This window comes from Gilliamella sp. B2889 (assembly GCF_026536885.1).
GTDB lineage: Bacteria > Pseudomonadota > Gammaproteobacteria > Enterobacterales > Orbaceae > Gilliamella > Gilliamella apicola_E.
The window spans coordinates 181,534-198,790 of sequence record NZ_JAFNNF010000005.1; the positions used below are offsets into that span (position 1 = coordinate 181,534).

Annotated in this window: 16 protein-coding genes; 2 read left to right on the forward strand and 14 right to left on the reverse strand. The window is 36.4% G+C overall.

Annotated features, from left to right (window positions below; all coding sequences use genetic code 11):
• The first annotated feature begins 88 nt into the window (after nucleotides 1–88).
• A complete protein-coding gene (locus J3U09_RS09130) occupies nucleotides 89–1,048 on the forward strand; it encodes an aminoimidazole riboside kinase (RefSeq protein ID WP_267357969.1) in 960 nt (319 codons plus the stop codon).
• A 4-nt stretch (nucleotides 1,049–1,052) separates the two neighbouring features.
• Entirely contained in the window at nucleotides 1,053–1,604 is a 552-nt protein-coding gene (locus J3U09_RS09135; RefSeq protein ID WP_065562700.1) for a sugar O-acetyltransferase, read from the forward strand.
• A 6-nt stretch (nucleotides 1,605–1,610) separates the two neighbouring features.
• Here the strand turns inward: J3U09_RS09135 and ispC are convergent, their stop codons facing one another.
• The 14 genes from ispC to J3U09_RS09205 form a co-directional block, all read right to left on the reverse strand.
• Nucleotides 1,611–2,795 (reverse strand): 1-deoxy-D-xylulose-5-phosphate reductoisomerase, encoded by a 1,185-nt coding sequence (gene ispC, locus J3U09_RS09140; RefSeq protein WP_267357971.1) that lies wholly within the window; start codon nucleotides 2,793–2,795, stop codon nucleotides 1,611–1,613.
• 2 nt (nucleotides 2,796–2,797) lie between these two features.
• Nucleotides 2,798–3,559, reverse strand: a complete 762-nt coding sequence (deoR, locus tag J3U09_RS09145) for a DNA-binding transcriptional repressor DeoR (RefSeq protein ID WP_267357972.1) — start codon at nucleotides 3,557–3,559, stop codon at nucleotides 2,798–2,800.
• A 54-nt stretch (nucleotides 3,560–3,613) separates the two neighbouring features.
• On the reverse strand, nucleotides 3,614–4,279 hold the full coding sequence (gene deoC, locus J3U09_RS09150; RefSeq protein WP_065562697.1) for a deoxyribose-phosphate aldolase: 666 nt from the start codon (nucleotides 4,277–4,279) through the stop codon (nucleotides 3,614–3,616).
• 495 nt (nucleotides 4,280–4,774) lie between these two features.
• A complete protein-coding gene (gene frr, locus J3U09_RS09155; protein ID WP_065562696.1) occupies nucleotides 4,775–5,332 on the reverse strand; it encodes a ribosome recycling factor in 558 nt (185 codons plus the stop codon).
• A gap of 27 nt (nucleotides 5,333–5,359) precedes the next feature.
• The gene (gene pyrH, locus J3U09_RS09160) at nucleotides 5,360–6,094 is read right to left on the reverse strand and encodes a UMP kinase (RefSeq protein WP_065562695.1); all 735 of its coding nucleotides are present in this window, start codon (nucleotides 6,092–6,094) and stop codon (nucleotides 5,360–5,362) included.
• 114 nt (nucleotides 6,095–6,208) lie between these two features.
• Entirely contained in the window at nucleotides 6,209–7,069 is an 861-nt protein-coding gene (tsf, locus tag J3U09_RS09165; protein ID WP_267332236.1) for a translation elongation factor Ts, read from the reverse strand.
• An 84-nt stretch (nucleotides 7,070–7,153) separates the two neighbouring features.
• Nucleotides 7,154–7,891 carry a 30S ribosomal protein S2 gene (rpsB, locus tag J3U09_RS09170; RefSeq protein WP_034882419.1) on the reverse strand — a complete coding sequence of 246 codons (738 nt, stop codon included), beginning with the start codon at nucleotides 7,889–7,891 and terminating at the stop codon, nucleotides 7,154–7,156.
• An 834-nt stretch (nucleotides 7,892–8,725) separates the two neighbouring features.
• Complete coding sequence (locus tag J3U09_RS09175) at nucleotides 8,726–9,061, reverse strand: zinc ribbon domain-containing protein YjdM (RefSeq protein ID WP_267357974.1); 336 nt, start codon at nucleotides 9,059–9,061, stop codon at nucleotides 8,726–8,728.
• Between the two features lie 335 nt (nucleotides 9,062–9,396).
• Nucleotides 9,397–10,581: an elongation factor Tu gene (gene tuf, locus J3U09_RS09180; protein WP_065733704.1), complete on the reverse strand. Its 1,185-nt coding sequence runs from the start codon at nucleotides 10,579–10,581 to the stop codon at nucleotides 9,397–9,399.
• A gap of 68 nt (nucleotides 10,582–10,649) precedes the next feature.
• Nucleotides 10,650–12,755: an elongation factor G gene (gene fusA / locus J3U09_RS09185; RefSeq protein WP_065562791.1), complete on the reverse strand. Its 2,106-nt coding sequence runs from the start codon at nucleotides 12,753–12,755 to the stop codon at nucleotides 10,650–10,652.
• Between the two features lie 109 nt (nucleotides 12,756–12,864).
• Complete coding sequence (gene rpsG, locus J3U09_RS09190; RefSeq protein WP_034883788.1) at nucleotides 12,865–13,335, reverse strand: 30S ribosomal protein S7; 471 nt, start codon at nucleotides 13,333–13,335, stop codon at nucleotides 12,865–12,867.
• Nucleotides 13,336–13,435: 100 nt separating this feature from the next.
• Nucleotides 13,436–13,810, reverse strand: coding sequence for a 30S ribosomal protein S12 (rpsL, locus tag J3U09_RS09195; RefSeq protein ID WP_034883792.1), 375 nt, complete (start codon nucleotides 13,808–13,810; stop codon nucleotides 13,436–13,438).
• A gap of 260 nt (nucleotides 13,811–14,070) precedes the next feature.
• Entirely contained in the window at nucleotides 14,071–15,381 is a 1,311-nt protein-coding gene (locus tag J3U09_RS09200) for an NCS2 family permease (RefSeq protein WP_065562798.1), read from the reverse strand.
• Nucleotides 15,382–15,657: 276 nt separating this feature from the next.
• The gene (locus J3U09_RS09205) at nucleotides 15,658–17,232 is read right to left on the reverse strand and encodes a TerC family protein (RefSeq protein ID WP_065562799.1); all 1,575 of its coding nucleotides are present in this window, start codon (nucleotides 17,230–17,232) and stop codon (nucleotides 15,658–15,660) included.
• Nucleotides 17,233–17,257: the final 25 nt, after the last annotated feature.

Here is a 17,257-nt window from a genome sequence, read left to right on the forward strand (position 1 = left end):
CAGCTAATCAATGCTTAATGAATTAATTTGAGTATGCTGAGATAGTAATGACACAAAAATTTAACCTATTAATAATATGAGTGACAAAATGAATAATACAAAAGTATGGTCTCTTGGTGATGCTGTTATTGATTTATTACCATTTGGTGAAATGAACTACCGAGCCTGTGCTGGAGGTGCTCCTGCAAATGTAGCTATTGGTATTGCTAAGTTAGGACTGCCCTCTGGTTTTATTGGTAGAGTTGGTAATGATCCATTTGGTTACTTCATGGAAAAGACTTTTTGTGAGCATCATGTTGATTGCCAAAGTCTTGAAAAGGATGAGGAGCATAGAACAAGCACTGTTGTTGTTGATTTAGGTGAAAATGGTGAACGAAGTTTTACCTTTCTTGTTTCACCTTCGGCCGATCAATTTTTGTCAGAACAAGCACTTCCTGATTTTAACCAAGATATTCTTCATTTTTGTTCTTTAGCATTAGTTGGAACAACTTGTCGACAAACGCTCAAACAAGCTATTGAGAAACTCAGTGATAAAAATGGTTTAGTTAGTTTTGATATCAATTTACGTGAACAAATGTGGCAAGATAAAAATGAAATGCGCACAATTATCACTCAATTCTGTCATGATGCTGACATTCTTAAACTCTCTGATGAAGAGTTGTTTTGGTTAACTGAGAGCCAAGATTGGCATGTAGCACTCGATAAATTGCAACAACATTATAATGCACCACTTAAGTTAGTTACCAAAGGTAGAGATGGTAGTATTGTGTTATGGCAAGGTAAAACTTTTACTTTTGACTCATTTCATGTCAATAGCATTGATACAACTGGAGCTGGAGATGCATTTGTTGCAGGATTACTTAGCAGTATTGCTTTATCAGGTATGCCAGAGGATAAATTAATGTTAGAAAGTATGATGACTATAGCCAGCGCATGCGGAGCACTAGCTACCACCAAAAAAGGTGCATTAACGGCATTACCAGACAGTGGTTTTTTACAATCATTTATTAGTGATAATCCTGCACTAATAGCGAAACAGATGGGATAGTAAAATGACTGAAAAGGAGAAAATGTTAACAGGTTTACTTTATAATCCTTGTATTAATGAGCTTGAAAAAGAGCGAATTTATGCACAAGATCTCTGCTTTCAGTTAAACCAACTATCACCTTCAGCAGTGGATAAACGACAACAACTTTTTAGAAAGCTATTAGGTAAAACACCGAAGCAATTTACAATTATGCCCGGTTTTCAATGTGATTATGGCTACAATATTGAAATTGGAGAGAATTTTTTTGCTAATTTTAACTGCATCATGCTTGATGCGGCCAAAATTACATTCGGAGATAATGTCCTTGTCGCACCCAATTGCGGTTTTTATACCTCAGGTCACCCACTTGATAGCCAAATACGCAACAGTGGGCTTGAGTTTGCCAAACCGATTACGATCGGTAATAACGTTTGGATTGGTGGTAACGTAATTGTACTACCCAATGTGACTATCGGCGATAATACGGTTATTGCAGCAGGCAGTATTGTAGATCGAGATATCCCTTCAAATGTCGTTGCCATGGGTACGCCATGCCGAGTGTATAAAACACTTTAATGCCATTTAAACTATCTGTTTGCTACATTGTGCTCTAGCCCATGCATCAATAGTGAACACATCATCAATAGAGGCAGGTTCCGGAAAATTAAGTTGATCTAACGTGATTGCAACCTGTTTGGCAATATCCATAAAACCAATTTTATGCTGTAAAAATGCTTCAACTGCCACTTCATTGGCAGCGTTAAGCGCTGTTGTTGCCGCTTGCCCTTCACCACAAGCCTCAATGGCTAATTTTAAGCATGGATAGCGAATAAAATCGGGTTGATTGAAGGTTAATGATGAGATTTGAGTAAAATCTAAAGCAGGTACACCGGATGAAATACGTAATGGATAAGACATTGAATAAGCAATTGGCGTACACATATCTGGCACGCCTAATTCTGCAATAATACTGCCATCTAGATAACGAACCATTGAGTGAATAATCGATTGAGGATGTACAATAATCTCCATTTGCTCAGAACTAGCATTAAACAACCAACGAGCTTCAATATATTCCAAGCCTTTATTCATCATCGTTGCCGAATCAACAGAAATCTTTTTACCCATTGACCAGTTAGGATGTAAAGTCGCTTGCGCAGGCGTGACTGAAGTTAATTGATTTAACTGTAGCTCCCGAAAAGGTCCGCCAGATCCGGTTAACACAATTTTGGCGATACCATGATCAGTCAGATTAGCAAATCCAAGATCATGCTGCACTGCGGTAGGTAAACTTTGAAAGATCGCATTATGTTCACTATCGACCGGCAGTAGCTCGGCGCCATATTGCTTCACCGCTTGCATAAATAAATGCCCACAAGTGACTAATGACTCTTTATTAGCTAGTAAAATGCGTTTACCTTTTTTAATTGCAGCAAGAGTCGGCCTTAATCCCGCAGCACCAACAATTGCAGCCATAACTTGGTTAACTTCGGGAAGCTGTGCTAAATCACACATAGCTTGCTCACCACTCAGTACTTCTATATTCAATTTTAGGTTAGCTAAACTTGCTTTAAGCTGCTGCGCTGCTTGTTTGCTCGCCATAGCAACATATTTTGGTTTAAACTCCTGACACTGCTCTGTCATTTTTGCAACATTAGCGCCACCTACTAGCACATAAGCTTTGTATAAAGTTGGATTTTGCCGAATGACGGCTAACGTGCTACAGCCGATCGATCCTGTTGAACCTAAAATTGCGATATTTTTCATAGTTAATAAATTAAACCAATGTTATTTTCTTCAAAGTAAGCGACGTAGCCTAAATCCGGCGCTCTATCGGTCATCACCAAATTAAACTGATCAAGGTTACAAATAAAAGCCGGTTTAATTTGATTAAACTTAGTATGATCGGCAATTAAAATATTTTGATTAGATTTTTTCATCGCCTGATGCTTCATATTCAGTTCATCAAAATGGTAACAAGTTGCACCTTGAGTGAGATCAATACCCGCTGCCGAAATAAAAGCTTTATTTGGACAGATAAAATCGAGCGGATTTTGGGAACTAATGCCGGTAAAAATTGCATTATTAAGCTGATATTGCCCACCACATAAAATGATTTTACATTTTGGTTTGTTTTGTAACGCTAGAAAGGCATTGAGTGAATAGCAGATTGCAGTAAAGGCAATATCATCACTAATTTCATCAATGATAAATTGCATGGTTGTACCACAATCAAAAAAAATGGTGTCGTTCTCATCAACAAATTGGCTAACTAGTTTGCCGATATAACGCTTTTCATCTACATGTTTATCTTTTTGATCTGAAACAAAATATTGCGATATGGTATGGCGTGCTTGGTTAACAACATAACCGCCTAAAACAGCTAAACATGAAGATTGATTACTAAGATCTCGACGAATCGTCATTTCAGAAACAGCAAGCATTTGCGCTGCTTGCTTTAAATGAATTTTATCGGTAGTTTTTAATTGCTCAATAAGTGCATTAACTCTTTTTTGCGGTTGCGTTTCCATTGCCATTCCATAAATAGCAATAAGCTACTATACAGTAGCTTATAAAAGGATGAATTAATAGCCGCTAGATGATGCTTTATCGCCTGATACAATTGCAATACCAGCACTAGCGCCTAACCGTGTTGCACCAGCTTGAACCATTTTTTCAGCAGTTTGACGATCTCTAATGCCACCTGATGCTTTGACACCCATTTTATCACCGACTGTTTCGCGCATCAATTTAACATCTTCAACTGTTGCCCCTGATAAGCTAAAACCAGTTGAAGTTTTAACAAAAGCAACGCCAATTTCTTTACAAATTGTACAAACTGTAACGATTTCTTCTTTAGTTAATAAGCAAGTTTCTAAAATAACTTTTAACGGCACTGAACCACAAGCATTAAATACTGCTTGAATATCTTCTTTAACCGCCGTTAAATCATTGCTTTTTAGCCAGCCGACATTGATAACCATATCGATCTCTTCTGCACCAGCTTTGACTGCCATTTCAGTCTCAAATGCTTTAGCAGAAGTCAGCATAGCACCTAAAGGAAAGCCAACGACTGAACAAACCTTTACATCGCTACCTTTAAGCAAGCTAGCGACTAAAGGCACATAGCCTGAATTAACACATACAGAATAGAAATGATACTGCTTTGCTTCTTCACAAAGTTTACGTATTTGATCTTCTGTGGCATTCATCGCCAGTAAAGTATGATCAATATACTTTGCATAATCCATAATGATGTCCTTTAATTTTTGTTAGTAATGTCTAGTAAATGATTTTAGTATTAAGTAAATGATGTTATAAAAATAACATATATAGCCCTATAATGTTATTTCCGTAACATTATATACTTAAATTTTGATAATTAAAAACTAAACTATTTAATAAACTTAAACAATTGAATCAAATCAGACTGGAAACCATGATTTTGACAAACTTGATTATTTTTAGTGGCTAATGATGCGCTAATACGGATACATTGTTTACCTTTTAATTTTGCATAAGCGCATTATCTTCATTGTGCAACTGTAGATAAACTCAGTTAGACTTTATATCGCTTAAATAGAAGGATAGCTGTTTATTTTATTGAGTGATTTTTTATTTTTGATCTATTCGCTTACTGATAAAACTAATATTTTGTGTTTTTCAGCGGTTATTAAATGATTGATAGTTGATTGGTAAAAACCAAAAAAACCTAGTTGTATCAACTAGGCTTTTTAGCCAAGAGATTAAAATTCCATTAACTCTTTTTCTTTATCTGCAAGCACTGCATCTAATTTTTTGATAGCTGCATCTGTTGCTTTTTGAATTAAATCTTGTGATTTACGTTCATCATCTTCTGAGATTTCTTTATCTTTTAACAAAGCTTTGATTTGATCGTTAGCATCACGACGAATATTTCGAATTGACACACGACCTTGTTCTGCTTCATTACGTACTATTTTAGTTAAATCACGACGACGTTCTTCAGTTAACGGTGGTAGAGGTACTCGAATAACTGTCCCTGCTGAAGCAGGATTAAGTCCTAAATCAGAGGTTAAAACTGCCTTTTCAATCATTGGTGTTAATGATTTATCAAATACCGTAATAGCCAGCGTTCTTGCATCTTCAGCAACAACATTAGCTAATTGACGTAGTGGTGTTGGGCTACCGTAGTATTCAACCATAATACCGTCTAATAAGCTTGGTGAAGCACGTCCAGTTCTGACTTTAGAAATATGATTTTGAAATGCTTCAATACTTTTTTCCATGCGCGTTTGCGCTTCTTTTTGAATCTCATTTAGCATAATAAAAACCTTTTTAAATAATTAAGACTAACAGCTCACTGTAGTCTGATTATTGATTAATGTTCCCTCTTGCTCGCCTAAAATGACACGACGTAATGCACCAGGTTTATTCATATTAAAAACACAAATTGGTAGATTATGATCTCGTGCTAATGTAAATGCGGCTAAATCCATGACTTTTAATTCATCGTCCAACACTTTCTCATAGTTAAGTGTTTTATATAGTGTAGCATTGGGATTTTTTACTGGATCGGCAGAATAAACACCATCAACTTTGGTTGCTTTTAAAACGACATCTGCTTCAATTTCAATACCACGTAAACAAGCCGCAGAGTCAGTTGTGAAAAATGGGTTGCCTGTTCCTGCAGAAAGAATAACGACTTTGCCATGTTTAAGCAAGCTAATTGCTTCAGTCCAGCGATAATCGTCGCAAACTCCGTTTAATGGGATTGCCGACATCAAACGTGCATTAACTTCAATTCGGTGCAAAGCATCACGCATGGCAAGGCCATTCATAACTGTTGCTAGCATCCCCATATGGTCACCAACAACACGGTTCATACCCGCTTTAGCAAGTCCTGCACCACGAAATAGGTTACCACCTCCGATAACAACAGCAACCTGAACTTCCATGTCGATAAGTTCTTTAATTTCTTGTGCCATACGATCAAGAACGGTTGGATCAATACCAAAACCTTCATCACCTTGTAATGCTTCACCACTGAGTTTAAGAAGGATACGTTTATAGAAAGGGGTTACCATATGAAATCTCACTATATTTTATTACTTAAAAATCTAGAATAACTAGCTGGCAATCATTTTAAAATATTTTGCAGATAAACAAAACCGCCATTACGGCGGTTTCGATAAAAACAATTAAGATTGTTTTGATATCGCAGCAACCTCGGCGGCAAAGTCAACTTCGACTTTTTCGATACCTTCACCCACTTCGAAGCGGATAAATGTTGCAATTGTTGCTTTTTTCTCAGCAAGTAAATCACCAACTGTTTTACTTGGATCCATTACAAATGGTTGACCAGTAAGTGATACTTCACCTGTGAATTTACGCATACGGCCTTCAACCATTTTTTCTGCGATTTCACGAGGTTTACCTGATTGCATTGCAATATCGATTTGAATATTACGTTCATGTTCAACTACATCAGCAGGCACATCACTTGGGTCAACATATTCTGGTTTGCTTGCTGCAATGTGCATTGCAATGTGTTTAACTAATTCCTCATCACAACCACTATTAGCTGCAACTAAAACGCCAATGCGCGCGCCGTGTTGATAACTACCAACTACATCACCAGCAATTTCTTTAATGCGACGGATGCCAATATTCTCACCAATTTTAGCTACTAGTGCAGTACGTTCTTCTTCAAATTTTGCTTGTAGCGTTGCAAGATCAGTGATTCGATCATTTAAAGCTGCTGTTGCTACTTTTTCACTAAATGCTAAGAATCCAGCATCTTTAGCTACGAAGTCAGTTTCACAGTTGATTTCTAAAATAACACCTACTTTTTTATCAGCAGAAATTTTTGAAATGATTACACCTTCAGCTGCAACACGACCAGCTTTTTTAGCTGCTTTTGCTTGACCAGATTTACGCATGTTGTCGATAGCAAGATCGATATCACCATTTGCTTCAACTAATGCTTTCTTACATTCCATCATACCTGCGCCAGTTCTTTCACGCAGTTCTTTTACCATAGAAGCGGTAACTTCAGCCATTTTTAAATCCTCTATTTAACCATTTTGATGATTTTCATTAGAATGGGTCGATGATATTATCGACCCTGAAAATATTTGAGTTTATTACTCTGCTGCTGGAGCTTCTTCAACAAAGCTTTCTTCAGATACTGGAGATTGATTTTGTTCACGACCAGAACGAACTGCTTCAGCAACCGCATTTGCATATAATTGTATTGCACGGATCGCATCATCATTACCAGGAACGATGTAATCAATACCATCTGGATCTGAATTAGTATCAACAACAGCAATGACTGGAATACCTAAATTGTTAGCTTCTTTGATTGCGATATGTTCATGGTCTGCACCAATTACAAAAATCACATCGGGTAAGCCACCCATATTTTTAATTCCACCCAAGCTATTTTCTAATTTAGCCATTTCACGAGCACGCATAAGTGCTTCTTTTTTGGTTAATTTATCAAATGTACCATCATTAGCTTGTGTTTCTAAATCTTTAAGACGTTTGATTGATTGACGTACTGTTTTCCAGTTAGTCAACATACCACCTAACCAGCGGTGATTAACGTAATATTGTCCACAGCTTTCAGCTGCTTGTTTAATTGCTTCACTTGCAGCACGTTTTGTACCAACAAATAAAATTTTACCTTTACGCGCAGCAATCTTGTTTAATTCAGCTAATGCTTCATTGAACATAGGTACTGTTTTTTCAAGATTGATGATGTGTACTTTGTTGCGTGCACCAAAAATAAATGGTTTCATTTTTGGGTTCCAATAACGAGTTTGGTGTCCAAAGTGTACACCTGCTTGTAACATATCGCGCATTGATACTGTAGTCATGATTTCCTCATTTTGACGTTGGGGTTATGCCTCCACATATCCGCTTTATCCGACCTTTATACACAAAGTAAAAGGCACCCCGGAAAAGAGTAATGATATGTGTGTGTTATAACGTTAATTAAGTTTTAAAATTTGTGCTTTATTTCACAATTATTTTTGAAAAATGAATGTGAAAAGCTGCGCGCGTTTTATACCATATTTAAGAGAGATTTGCTAGTTTTTTCTTACGGAAAAAGAATAATGCATATTTTTTAGAAAAAAATAATGTTAGTGAAGAATAAAAACTTTTAAAATCAATAACCGTGTTGAGTGGTTTTAAAGATTATCAATAAGGCAATTGTTGTTCTTATTGATGAATTAGATATATCGTTTTCACCTGTAGAGGAAATAATAAATAAACTTCAAAAAATGATTTATCACCTAATGTAAAATAGGTGTCAAGTATGGACAATTCAAATGTTGCTACGCAGCATTTTAATGCTTTACATATGGTAAATGTTTATACAGCTTCCCATCGTAAAACTTTTCTATTCCTCAAAGTGATTGAAAAATATTAATCATCTATTTCGTTAAAAGCTATAAGTAATAAACAAGCTAAAATTTTCGATCAAGATAAAACTCAACATTATTGTGTAAATTATATATAAGGTATTTTGTCTACTAAAAGATACTCAAAAAGTATTAAACGAACGTAGATGTTTTTATTTGTGTGTGAATTGATTTATATTGTAAAACCATTAAATAATTTTCTGTTATTAAATGGTTTTAACAAAGGTTTAACTAAAGATGTTTTTTCATTAATTTATATAAAAAGTTGAATATTGATTAATACAATTACGCTTTTTTAACAAAACAAGCTTTCAGCATTACTTTCATTCCATCAACCTTACAATCGATTTCGTGATCGCCGTCTACAAGACGAATGCCTTTAGCTTTAGCCCCTTTTTTGAGAACAGTTGATGAACCTTTTAATTTTAGATCTTTTATTAAAATAATATCATCACCATCAACAAGTGTATTGCCATTACTATCTTTAACTTGTAATTCATCATTGGTTGAGGTTTCTTGATTTGGATCCCATTCATGTGCACATTCAGGGCAAACATAAAATGTGCCATCATTGTAAGTATGTTCTGATTGGCAAACAGGGCAATTAGGTATCGATTCCATAGCTTTTCATTATTCCACGTTAAATAAAATAGTGATTACTATAGCAAAAAAAGGCTGTTTAGTCATTGTATTCTCTTTTTAAGAGGTGGTTATACCAAATTTATTATTTTTTCAATTGCACACTGCAATATAATTGAGGTCATTTTTTATAGCATTTTGTTTGGCTTTTTTTAGTGTATTTTTATCCATATCTATGCCGATAATATGACAAAAATAAATAAAATGCAGTTTGGATAAAAAGTGGTCAACGACTATAACTTATTTAATTAATACTGAGAACAATAAAAAAAGGTGCACATAGGGCACCTTCTTTTCTTGAGCTGATTAAGCTTAAATTATTTAATAACTTTAGCAACAACACCAGCACCAACAGTACGACCACCTTCACGGATAGCGAAACGTAAGCCGTCTGCCATTGCGATTGGGTGAATTAATGATACTGTCATTTTGATGTTATCACCTGGCATTACCATTTCTACGCCTTCTGGTAATTCAATAGTACCAGTTACGTCAGTTGTACGGAAGTAGAACTGTGGACGGTAGCCTTTGAAGAATGGAGTATGACGACCACCTTCATCTTTGCTTAGGATATATACTTCTGATTCAAAATCTGTATGTGGTGTGATTGAACCTGGTTTTGCTAATACTTGACCACGTTCGATTTCTTCACGTTTTGTACCACGTAGTAATACACCTACGTTCTCACCAGCACGACCTTCGTCTAGTAATTTACGGAACATTTCAACGCCAGTACAAGTTGTTTTTGTTGTTGGTTTGATACCAACGATTTCAACTTCTTCACCAACTTTGATTACACCACGTTCTACACGACCTGTTACCACTGTACCACGTCCTGAAATTGAGAACACGTCTTCAATTGGAAGTAGGAATGGTTTATCGATATCACGCTCTGGTTCCGGAATATAGCTGTCTAAAGCTTCAGCTAATTCAACAATTTTTTCTTCCCATGCTGCATCGCCTTCTAACGCTTTTAACGCTGAACCACGAATTACTGGAGTGTCATCACCTGGGAAATCGTATTGAGATAGAAGTTCACGTACTTCCATTTCAACTAATTCTAATAATTCTTCATCATCAACCATATCGCATTTATTTAAGAATACGATGATGTAAGGAACACCTACTTGACGACCTAAAAGGATGTGCTCACGAGTTTGTGGCATAGGACCATCAGTTGCTGCTACTACTAAAATAGCACCGTCCATTTGTGCCGCACCAGTGATCATGTTTTTAACATAGTCAGCATGGCCTGGGCAGTCTACGTGTGCGTAGTGACGAGTTGGTGTATCGTATTCAACGTGTGAAGTGTTGATGGTGATACCACGTGCTTTTTCTTCTGGTGCATTATCGATTTGATCGAATGCGCGAGCTTGACCGCCGTATTTTTTAGAAAGTACAGAAGTAATAGCTGCTGTTAAAGTTGTTTTACCATGGTCAACGTGGCCGATTGTACCAACGTTAACGTGGGGTTTTGTACGTTCAAATTTTTCTTTAGACATCTTAATGTTCCTTTATTAAATCACTTCCCTAATTTTGTAGGGAAGTGTTACTTTATTTATATAAATAATTATTTCGCTTTACGAGCTTCAATAATTGCTGTTACGATGTTTGAAGGTGCTTCGTTATACTTCAAGAACTCCATAGAGTAAGAAGCACGACCTTGTGTTTGTGAACGAAGGTCTGTCGCATAACCAAACATTTCAGAAAGTGGAACTTGTGCTTTAACTGTTTTACCAGTTGCAGTATCTTCCATACCTTCGATCATACCACGACGACGGTTTAAGTCACCGATAACGTCACCCATATAATCTTCAGGGGTTTCAACTTCTACTTTCATAATTGGTTCTAAAAGCACAGGTTTAGCTTTCATGAAGCCTTCTTTAAATGCCATTGATGCGGCAAGTTTAAAGGCAATTTCGGATGAGTCGACATCATGGTAAGAACCAAAATGTAAACGCACACCAAGATCCACTACCGGATAGCCAGCTAAAGGACCTGATTTCAATTGCTCTTGGATACCTTTATCAACAGCTGGAATAAATTCACCAGGAATTACCCCACCTTTGATTTCGTTAACAAATTCGTAACCAGCACCACCCGCTTCTAATGGATACAAGTCGATAACAACATGACCGTATTGACCACGACCACCAGATTGTTTTGCATGTTTACCTTCGATATCTTTAACTGTTGTACGAATTGTTTCACGGTAAGCAACTTGTGGTTTACCGACATTCGCTTCAACGTTAAATTCACGTTTCATACGGTCTACGATGATTTCAAGATGTAATTCACCCATACCAGCAATGATAGTTTGGTTTGATTCTTCATCAGTCCATACACGGAATGATGGATCTTCTTTTGCCAAACGACCTAAAGCAATACCCATTTTTTCTTGGTCAGCTTTAGTTTTAGGTTCTACTGCAACCGAGATAACCGGCTCAGGGAATTCCATTCTTTCAAGAATAATTGGTGAATTTTCAGCACAAAGCGTATCACCAGTTGTGACATCTTTAAGACCGATTGCTGCTGCAATGTCACCTGCACGAACTTCTTTGATTTCTTCACGTTTGTTCGCATGCATCTGTACGATACGACCAAAGCGTTCTTTACGATCTTTAACTGAGTTAAGAACCGAGTCACCAGAGTTAACTACACCAGAGTAAACGCGGAAGAAGGTTAAGTTACCAACAAATGGGTCAGTTGCAATTTTAAATGCAAGTGCAGCAAATGGTTCATCATCACTTGAATGACGTTCTGCTGGTTCACCATTTTGTAATTCACCTTTAATCGCAGGGACATCAGTTGGAGCAGGTAGATACTCAATAACTGCGTCAAGCATGAATTGAACGCCTTTATTTTTAAATGCACTACCACATGTTACCAAGATGATTTCGTTAGCAAGTACGCGTTCACGTAGTGCTTTTTTAACTTCTTCTTCAGTTAACTCATCACCACCTAGGTATTTTTCCATTAACTCTTCGTTAGCTTCTGCTGCAGCTTCGATTAAGTTTGCACGCCATTCTTCAACTTGCTCAACCATGTCAGCTGGCACATCTTCATAAGTAAAGGTTGTACCTTGGTCAGCATCATTCCAGTTAATTGCTTTACGTTTAAGTAAATCAACAACACCAGTAAAGCCTTCTTCAGCACCGATTGGTAATACTAATGGAACAGGCACTGCCGCTAAACGTGTTTTGATTTGTTCAACCACACGTAAGAAGTTAGCACCCATACGGTCCATTTTGTTTACAAATGCGATACGAGGAACTTTATATTTGTTAGCTTGGCGCCATACTGTTTCTGATTGAGGTTGAACACCACCAACCGCACAGTAAACCATTACTGCACCATCAAGAACACGCATAGAACGTTCAACTTCGATTGTGAAGTCAACGTGTCCCGGGGTGTCGATAATATTGATACGGTGTGGTTCAAATTGTTGTCCCATACCTGACCAGAATGCAGTTGTCGCTGCTGAAGTGATAGTAATACCACGTTCTTGTTCTTGTTCCATCCAGTCCATGGTAGCTGCGCCATCATGAACCTCACCAATTTTGTGACTTACACCAGTATAAAACAAAATACGTTCGGTAGTTGTTGTTTTACCTGCGTCAATATGTGCACTGATACCGATATTACGGTAGCGTGCTATAGGGGTTGTACGAGCCATATTAATCCTCTATTTAGAATCGTTTGCTTAATAAAATATCATTTAGGTTGACTGACAGTAGATATGTGCTGTCAGTCTAATTTCAAGCCACTTAATATCAGTGGAAAGATTACCAACGATAGTGTGCAAACGCTCTATTAGCTTCAGCCATACGATGAACATCTTCGCGTTTTTTCACAGCAGTGCCTTTGTTTTCAAAAGCATCCATAAGTTCATTCGCTAGGCGTAACGCCATTGATTTATCGCCACGTTTACGTGCAGCATCTACAATCCAACGCATTGCAAGTGCATTACGACGAACTGGACGCACTTCAACAGGAACTTGGTATGTAGAACCACCAACGCGACGAGACTTAACTTCTACAGTTGGTCTTACGTTATCTAATGCAACTTCAAAAGCTGCTAAGTGGTCTTTTCCACTACGCTCAGCTAATTTATCAAGAGCTGAATATACGATTGATTCTGCGATAGATTTTTTACCATCTATCATTAAAATATTTACAAATTTCGCCAGCAAATCTGAACCGAATTTCGGATCAGGTAAAATTTTTCTTTGACCGACAACATGACGACGTGGCATTGGAATACTCCGTTTATATGTTATAAATTTTCAGGTTTACCCAAAACTCAAATGAGTTAAATGGAATTATTATAGTTTGGCCTTACTTAACGGAGTTCCATTAAGCTTTAGGTCGTTTTACACCGTATTTAGAACGGCTTTGTTTGCGATCCTTAACACCTGCGCAGTCTAATGCACCACGAACAGTGTGATAACGAACACCAGGTAAATCTTTAACACGACCACCACGGATTAAAATCACGCTATGTTCTTGCAAGTTATGACCTTCACCACCGATATAAGAAGTCACTTCAAAACCGTTGGTTAAACGTACACGGCATACTTTACGTAATGCTGAGTTTGGTTTTTTAGGTGTAGTGGTGTAAACACGTGTACAAACACCACGTTTTTGCGGGCATGCTTCAAGGGCAGGAACGTTACTTTTCGCTTCCTTTAGCGCTCTTGGTTTGCGTACCAGCTGATTAATTGTTGCCATTAATAAGCTCCTGATTAATTAAAATAAATTTAAAAATTGCTTTTTAGATACGTAATTAATAACTGTAGCCCAAAGCCTATGTATATAAGTTTTGGGTCGCAAGATTCTAGACCTCAATAGATATAATGTCAAGTTTTTGCTTTAGTTAAGGAAGAATCTAATATTATGAATTGCTATTTTTAACCTTATTATTACTAATAAATTAATAATAATATTTTTCAGTTAAATTTTCCCACCGGAACTAACCGATGGGAAAAAAATTAATGATGGTCGATAAAGATAAATTTTAATGCAAATAGAAGGGCAAAAATAATGACGCAAAGATTTAATTCTTTAAATTTACCAGTTAATGTTTTTAACACAACGTAAGAGATAAAACCAAGTGCTACACCTTCGGTAATAGCAAAAGCGAAAGGCATCATTAATGCGGTAATAAATGCTGGTGTTGCATCAGTTAAATCAGACCAATTAACTTTCATTAAACTTGAAACCATTAAGATTCCAACAAATATTAAAGCACCAGATGTCGCATAAGGTGGAACTAAATGGGCTAAAGGCGATAAAAAGGTCATTAATAAAAATAATAATCCAACTACAACTGCAGTTAAACCTGTACGCCCACCAACTGAAATACCAGCAGAACTTTCAATATAAGTTAGTACTGATGAAGTTCCAAATAAACCACCAAGTGAAGAACTAAAACTATCGATTAATAAAGCTTGACGCATTTTAGGGAAACGCCCTTTTTCGTCAGAAATTCCTGCTTTGTCGGTTAAAGCTAAAATTGTACCGGAAGAATCAAATAGGCTTACAATCATAACTGAAAAAATAACACCCATAATACCCACATTAAGTGAACCAGCTAGATCGACATGACCAACAACACTGCTAACACTTGGTGGAACTGATGCAATTCCTTGATAACTAATATTAGGATCAAGCCAAAGTGCAAGTAAGGTAACAACAAGAATTGAAACTAGTACAGCCGCATGGAAATTACGAGTTGCTAGAATTATTATAATAAAAAATCCTAGTGAACCTAATAATACTTTAAGTGATAAGATATTGCCTAAGGTTAGTAATGTTTCTGGTGATGCGACCACAATTCCCATATTTTGAAATCCCATAAAAGCAATAAATAGTCCAATACCAGCACTTATACCTGCTCGCAAACATTGCGGAATATGTTCAATTAACCAATGGCGAACTTTAAATAATGATAATGCAAAAAAGATTAATGAGCCCCAAAATATTGCCCCCATACCCACTTGCCAAGAATAGCCCATAGCACCGCATATTCCATAGGCAAAGAAAACATTGAGTCCCATAGCTGGAGCTAAAGCAATCGGTAGATTGGCAAACAGCCCCATTAAAATAGTTGCAAAAGCCGTTACTACGCACGTTAGAACAAAAACTGCTGATTTGTCCATGCCAGTTACAGATAAGATAGAAGGGTTAACAAAGATAATATAAACCATGGTTAGAAAAGTTGTACAGCCTGCTATAACCTCTGTACTGATAGTGGTTTTCTTCTCTTTCAGTTGAAAAATTTTTTCGAATAGTGAATTCATAAGTTAAAGCCCAATTTAGTTTGATAGTAATCGATATAACCTTTATTTTTACCTAAGTTGATTTGTAGTAAAAATAAAAAAGATACAAAGTTATCACTTCATATCTCAAAAAATGAAAAAACACAGCGCTATTATTGCCTGTAATTTATTTTGGTCAAGCGTTATTCATATTAAGAATATCGTTTAGTAATTGATAGATAATTTTTATAACTTACCTCTAAAATAGTTGTTTAGCTCATCTGAGATGAGCTAAACAATGGGTAGAATATCACTAACCTAGTTCTTTAATATATCTAATTTATTCTTAGTGATTTTCACTTTTAAAATACGGTGACTTTCAATTTCGGCAACTTCAAATAAATAATCGCCAATTTGTATTGTTTCACCGACATTAAGTAAATGTTGAGCTTTTTCCATCAACAATCCAGCAAGAGTATGGTATTCTCGCTTATCATCTATAGGTATAGGGACATACCTTACTAATTCTTCTACAGGGATGTAACCATTAGCAATCCAACTGTTATCATCAATACATTGAATATCGTGTTTGGCATCAATTTCCTCTTCTTCAGTTGGGAAATCACCAGCAATGGTTTCAATAATGTCAGTAACAGACACAACTCCTTGCATTGAACCAAATTCATCAACCACAAACGCAAAATGGGTTTTCGCTTTTTTGAATTGTTCCAGTGCAACAAGTAAAGATACCGTTTCAGGGAAAATTAATGGCTGCTTTATTAAAGAGTTAATATCAATATGCTGTTTATCTTGTAAAACATCTTTCAATAGATCATTAACTTGAATAATGCCTAATGGTTCATCAATTGAAGCATTATCCGTTACGACTAAACGTGAATGAGGATTATCAAATATCTCTTTTAATATCACCTCACGATCATCATTTATATTGACCATATCAACATTTAATCGTGAGGTCATGATGCTACTAACTGAACGTTGAGCCAATCCTAACACTCGCTCGACCATGTTTAATTCTTGATGATTAAATACTGATGTTTTCTTATTATTATCAGAAACAACATCAATATTGTGAGTTTCGGGATCTTCTTCTGCATCGCCTTTGAGTAAATGTAAAATCGCTTCAGCGGTGCGTTCACGTAATGGTTTTTTGTTTAATGCTTTTCGGCGATTGAATATAGCTAATTGATTAAAAAACTCAATCATAATTGAGAAACCAATAGCTGCATATAGGTAGCCTTTTGGAATAATAAACCCAAAACCTTCGGCAACCAAACTAAAACCAATCATAAGTAAAAAACTTAAACATAAAATAACAATCGTTGGATGGGAGTTAACAAAATAGGCCAATGGTTTACTTGCTACCATCATGATACAAATAGCAATACAAACAGCAATAATCATTACTGGAATATGTTCAACCATACCCACTGCAGTAATTACTGAGTCGAGTGAAAATACGGCATCAAGTACAACGATTTGAGCGACAACAGTCCAAAAATGTGAAGTCTTTTTGGGTTTACCATCTTCATGTGAAGCGCCTTCTAAGCGTTCATTGAGTTCCATTGTGGCTTTGAAAAGCAAAAATATACCACCAAGCAACATTATCAATTGCCTAGCATTGAAACTGATTCCGGATATAGAAAATAGAGGGGTAGTGAGTGTAACTAACCAACCAGTAAACATTAATAACAATATTCGTGTAATTAATGCAAAAGCAAGACCAGTAATGCGTGCTTTATCTCGTTCTTGTGGCGGAAGTTTCTCGGCAAGAATGGCAATAAAAACAATGTTATCAATGCCAAGGACGATTTCAAGTACAACTAGAGTGGATAAACCAATCCAAATTGTAGGATCCATGATCCATTCCATATGTCAGGTGATTACCTCTAATGAA